Source organism: Planktothrix sp. FACHB-1355, from assembly GCF_014748295.1.
Classification (GTDB): domain Bacteria; phylum Cyanobacteriota; class Cyanobacteriia; order Cyanobacteriales; family Aerosakkonemataceae; genus Aerosakkonema; species Aerosakkonema funiforme_A.
The window spans coordinates 1-4,531 of record NZ_JACJUP010000518.1; the positions used below are offsets into that span (position 1 = coordinate 1).

A 4,531-nucleotide genomic window follows, 5' to 3' on the forward strand; every position below is an offset into this window, starting at 1 on the left:
TAATTTTTGCCTCGCCTAATAGCTGAATTAATTCTTGTATAGCCTTATGATTCCTGCTGGCATCCCAGTTATTAATCAGAATATAACAAGACCGCTTGAGAGTGTTTCTAAACTCCTCTTCATTTTTTTCAAAAATGATTTTATAGAGAGCATTAAGCGCTTCTGTATTAGCACAACCAACTTGATATATGAATAAATTCCTAAATTCACACAATACAGCTTCTGAAGGAGATTCTTTAACAATCGCCAACAGAAATTTATAAATAATGCCTTGAAATTTATCAAGACCCGAACCTTGTCGGTTTAACTGGATAAGGGTATCCGCTTGATGAACCGTTAGTAGACCATCCCCGATCATTCTGCTTAAAGAGGTAGTAATCCCTGATTGAGTTGTAACGAAACAGTTGATGGCACCCTGACTGAGTATGATTGCAGTTTAGCCTCAGTTACTTAACTTGTGCAAACTAATTACTTGTCAATTATCTGAATTTAGCTTAGCCGATCGACCGCAGCTGATGATATTTTTGTACAAGAAGCATCTCTAGCTAGTTTTTTATCCAAAAAACTGCTAGTTTCCTTCTCCTTTAGCCCACACTGAATCCAGACTGGTTATTTTTAGTTTAGGTAGCATTACATTTTTACGCTTTTGTTAAACCAGCGGGCTTACTTCAATATACTTGTACCATTTTTCTTTGGCAACCAGCTATATACCCTTGCCGCTCGCCGGAATGTCCTGCTTTGGGTGCAAACATTCCCACTGGCTGAATTTCGCCAAATTTCTCAACCAAATTTCGACTCAATTAAAATGGGGGCAGAGGGACTCGAACCCTCACGGCCTTATTCAGGCCAACGGATTTTCATTCTCCCGCAGCTTTCACTACTGCCTGGGGTACAATTACCAGGCTTTGAGAATTGGACCCTCCCTTTACCCTCGCCTTCACGTTAGGGTAGCTCCCGTCGGGTCTCTGCACCTTCCCTCAATTTTGGATTTTGGATGTTCGATTTTGGATTGAGCGCCGATCTAAAATCTAAAATCTCAAATCTAAAATTTTTAGGCTTGGCTCAGGATTGCCTTGTCTGTCGCCAGATTTAGGTTTCCCTGAATTTGAGAGCGGTCACTTGACAGATTTCTCTATCAAGGCTCAGTTTCCTAAGTCCGTTGCGTCTACCATTCCGCCACGCCCCCAAGGTTCGCTTCGGTTTTGTTAGTCGCGGGTTCTATTATTACACCATTTAACTGGATTCGGCAAGGCAGTCTCCGCAAGAAACTGGGTTTGTTTAAGAAAACCGACTTCTAAGTGTAAAATGTATTGAGCATGGGTCTAAGCCTGGGTGTAAGTCCAGTCCTAGATTTGCTGTTAACGAATCGGTAACACCGACTCCGGGCTAGTCGCCCAGAGCGCTCTTGCCCTATCCTCAGCGAAGGCAAAAGCCTGCCTTTTGCTTCTCGAAAAGCCCTTATTGAAAGTTGCTGCTGCGATAAAACCAATGCTGATTGCGCTTCTGTATTTGATTTTGGGTGGAGCTTACCTGCTAGTGATTCCCGTGGCAGTATATATCTACCTGCAAAACCGTTGGTATGTGGCTAGCTCGATCGAGCGTGGCTTTATGTACTTCATGGTTTTCTTTTTCTTCCCCGGACTGTTAGTGCTTGCCCCGTTTTTAAATTTTCGACCCAAGCGGCGGCAAATTGAAGCTTAAATATTCTCATCGCTCAACCATAAATGCGACGGATTGACGTTATAGTTATTGGCCTGGGTATCTTTGCCGCAGGCGGAATAGCTTACCTTGTTTTGCAAGTAGCTGGGCTAGATAGCCAGCAAGCTGGAATCTGGAGTCAGGCATTTTTGGTTGTGGGTATCATCGGTTGGCTGTTGACTTACATATTCCGAGTTGGCAATAAACAGATGACCTATAACCAGCAACTGAAAGACTACGAAGAAGCTGTAGTGAATAAACGGCTGGAAGAACTGACTCCGGAAGAACTGGCAAAAATCGAAACCGAAATCGAACAAGAAAAGGTTAGCGGTCAGCGGTCAGCCATCAGTCCAAAGGAAGAAAATTGACAACTGACAACTGACAACTGACAACTGACAACTGGCAACTCACAAATGACCTTAATTTCCGATTGTTTTGCAGCCTTACGCTCTCGCTCTCAGTGCGCTCTGATTCCTTTTATAACGGCTGGCGATCCAGATTTAGAAACAACAGCTAAGGCGTTGCGGATTCTCGATCGCACCGGTGCTGATATCATCGAACTCGGTGTCCCCTACTCCGACCCTTTGGCAGATGGCCCGGTGATTCAAGCGGCGGCTACTCGCGCCCTCCAACGCGGAGTTAAATTAGATGATGTTCTCCAAATGCTAGAGGGCGTTATCCCAGAATTGCGATCGCCGATCGTCCTCTTTACCTACTACAATCCCATTATCAATCGCGGCATTGACAAATTTTTACACCAGCTTTCAAAAGTGGGAGTCAGCGGTTTAGTCGTACCCGACCTACCCCTAGAAGAAGCTGAAGGTTTGTTGAACCCAGCCGCAAAATTGGGCATTGATGTGGTATTATTAGTCGCTCCGACCAGTTCCAAAGAACGCATCGCAGCGATCGCCCAAAAGTCCCAAGGATTTATCTATTTGGTTAGCGTGACCGGCGTCACGGGGATGCGTTCCGGACTGGAAACGCGAGTTGAAGATTTACTCAAGCAGATGCGGGGCGTCACCGACAAACCGATCGGTGTCGGTTTTGGTATATCCGCACCGGAACACGCCCGTCAGGTGAGAGATTGGGGTGCTGATGCGGCAATTGTGGGTAGCGCCATTGTCAAACGTTTGGCAGATGGAGAGCCGGAAAAGGGATTGAAAGCAATTGAAGAGTTTTGCCAGAGTTTAAAGCAGGCGATCTCAACTGTAACTTGAATCAAGCTTAAGTTGAGGTAAGAGCGAAACTCAACAAAGTTAAGATTTAGGTTGGGTTTCGTTACCTCAACCCAACCTACTGTATTTATAGATAAAATATAACAGTAGATCGCAATCGAAACTCATATGGACACAGAAAAATCTTTATACGAAAAAGTTGGCGGACAAGCAGCGATCGAGCAAATAGTAGATGATTTTTACAACCATGTTTTGGCTGACGATACAGTCAATAAATTTTTCGCTAATACAGACATGAAAAAGCAGCGCCGCCATCAAACTGCTTTTATTTCCTACGCTCTAGGTGGGCCGCAATACACAGGCCGATCGATGGAAAAGGCGCACGCAGGACTGAATTTACAGCCAGAACATTTTGATGCGATCGCCAAACATTTGGGTGAAGCAATGACTGCATATGGGATATCGCAAGACGATATCAATACAGCACTCGATCGCGTTGCGAGTTTGAAAGACGCTGTTTTGTACAAGTAATAATTGAATTGCGGCAACTTCTATTTTGCTTCCTACCTTACAAAGAATCAAAACTTTACGTGCCGCTTGCAACAGAACAAGTGCGCCGTATACTGACGCGACTTTCTTACAGACCCTTAGTAATAGAGTCCCAGTTATTTGGTAGGAAAACTTATAAATATTCCTTTATACTCGATCGTAACTTTATCAAAATTATTGGGCCAGAAGGCTACCGGAAAAGACCTTTAGTGACAAAAGTTTATATTCAACCAGATCCAGAGAGAGTCGGGACTCGATTACAACTAAAAATTGGTATAAAGTCAAATCAACTTTATATATTTTGTGCATTTATGGGAATGTATAGTTGTGGTGCGATCTTGTTTTTTTCACTAAGTTCTCCTATTGACTTGGCAATCATTTTGCCGATCGTCCTATTTCAGTTACTGTTTATTTATTCTGTATTTCTCTGGTCTTTTCATTATGAAATCGAACAGCTTTTGGACTTGCTGTTGCAGGTGTTAAAGCCTCAAAATGAAACCTAGTAAAAGCTGGCGATCGCACTTTATCGATCGTCATAAATCGCAGCCGCCACACAGAATACAAATTTTTTCATTTTCCCTGCCGCCTAGATGTTACCTTTTGCAAATTCTGGGGCATACTAAAAGGAGGAGTAAAGAATTCAGGGCGCATCTATCTTATGGTAGATGAACAAATTTAGCTTATAAGTCCGAAGCCATCATTTTATCAATAATTTCGATAACGCCAGCACCGCGATCGCCGTGAGTAACGAAATCGGCATCTTCTTTAAGCATCGGTAAGGGGATTGACATTTTTCTCGTTTAATGGTTTGATAAATTTTTCCGGCGGTCGATCGCCCAGCAGCTTTTCCTCACCAGTGGCGGGATGATATAGTAAAGCGCCGTTTTCCAGTACGATGCGATCGAACAAGTTGATATGAGGGAAAATACCCATCAAATCCTCCAGTTCTCGTCCCGTCACTAAAATTAATTTGCGACCCGATTGCTGCCAACGTTCCAGCGCCACTACAGTTTCTGCGCTGACAGTACCATGTGTAGCAAGCGTTCCATCATAGTCAGAGGCGAGAGCAAGGTAGCGCATAGATTAACTTTTGAACTTTCCCCCTACTT

At 43.7% G+C, this 4,531-nt stretch carries 6 protein-coding genes and 1 pseudogene; 5 read left to right on the forward strand and 2 right to left on the reverse strand.

From position 1 onward, the window contains the following. Positions 1-358: pseudogene (locus H6S82_RS19650) on the reverse strand (hypothetical protein); the annotation flags it as partial. 1,130 nt (positions 359-1,488) lie between these two features. Between H6S82_RS19650 and ndhL the strand changes: the two are divergent. From ndhL to H6S82_RS19675, 5 genes are all read left to right on the forward strand, one after another. Continuing rightward, positions 1,489-1,701, forward strand: coding sequence for an NAD(P)H-quinone oxidoreductase subunit L (gene ndhL / locus H6S82_RS19655; RefSeq protein WP_190472262.1), 213 nt, complete (start codon positions 1,489-1,491; stop codon positions 1,699-1,701). Positions 1,702-1,724: 23 nt separating this feature from the next. Beyond that, positions 1,725-2,066 (forward strand): DUF3007 family protein, encoded by a 342-nt coding sequence (locus tag H6S82_RS19660; protein WP_190472259.1) that lies wholly within the window; start codon positions 1,725-1,727, stop codon positions 2,064-2,066. Between the two features lie 45 nt (positions 2,067-2,111). Then, on the forward strand, positions 2,112-2,915 hold the full coding sequence (trpA, locus tag H6S82_RS19665) for a tryptophan synthase subunit alpha (protein ID WP_190472251.1): 804 nt from the start codon (positions 2,112-2,114) through the stop codon (positions 2,913-2,915). A 126-nt stretch (positions 2,916-3,041) separates the two neighbouring features. Continuing rightward, positions 3,042-3,404 carry a group 1 truncated hemoglobin gene (locus H6S82_RS19670; RefSeq protein ID WP_190472248.1) on the forward strand — a complete coding sequence of 121 codons (363 nt, stop codon included), beginning with the start codon at positions 3,042-3,044 and terminating at the stop codon, positions 3,402-3,404. Positions 3,405-3,463: 59 nt separating this feature from the next. Beyond that, entirely contained in the window at positions 3,464-3,925 is a 462-nt protein-coding gene (locus H6S82_RS19675) for a hypothetical protein (protein ID WP_190472246.1), read from the forward strand. A gap of 262 nt (positions 3,926-4,187) precedes the next feature. Here the strand turns inward: H6S82_RS19675 and H6S82_RS19680 are convergent, their stop codons facing one another. Further along, positions 4,188-4,502: an HAD-IIB family hydrolase gene (locus H6S82_RS19680; protein ID WP_242057032.1), complete on the reverse strand. Its 315-nt coding sequence runs from the start codon at positions 4,500-4,502 to the stop codon at positions 4,188-4,190. Between the last annotated feature and the right edge of the window lie 29 nt (positions 4,503-4,531).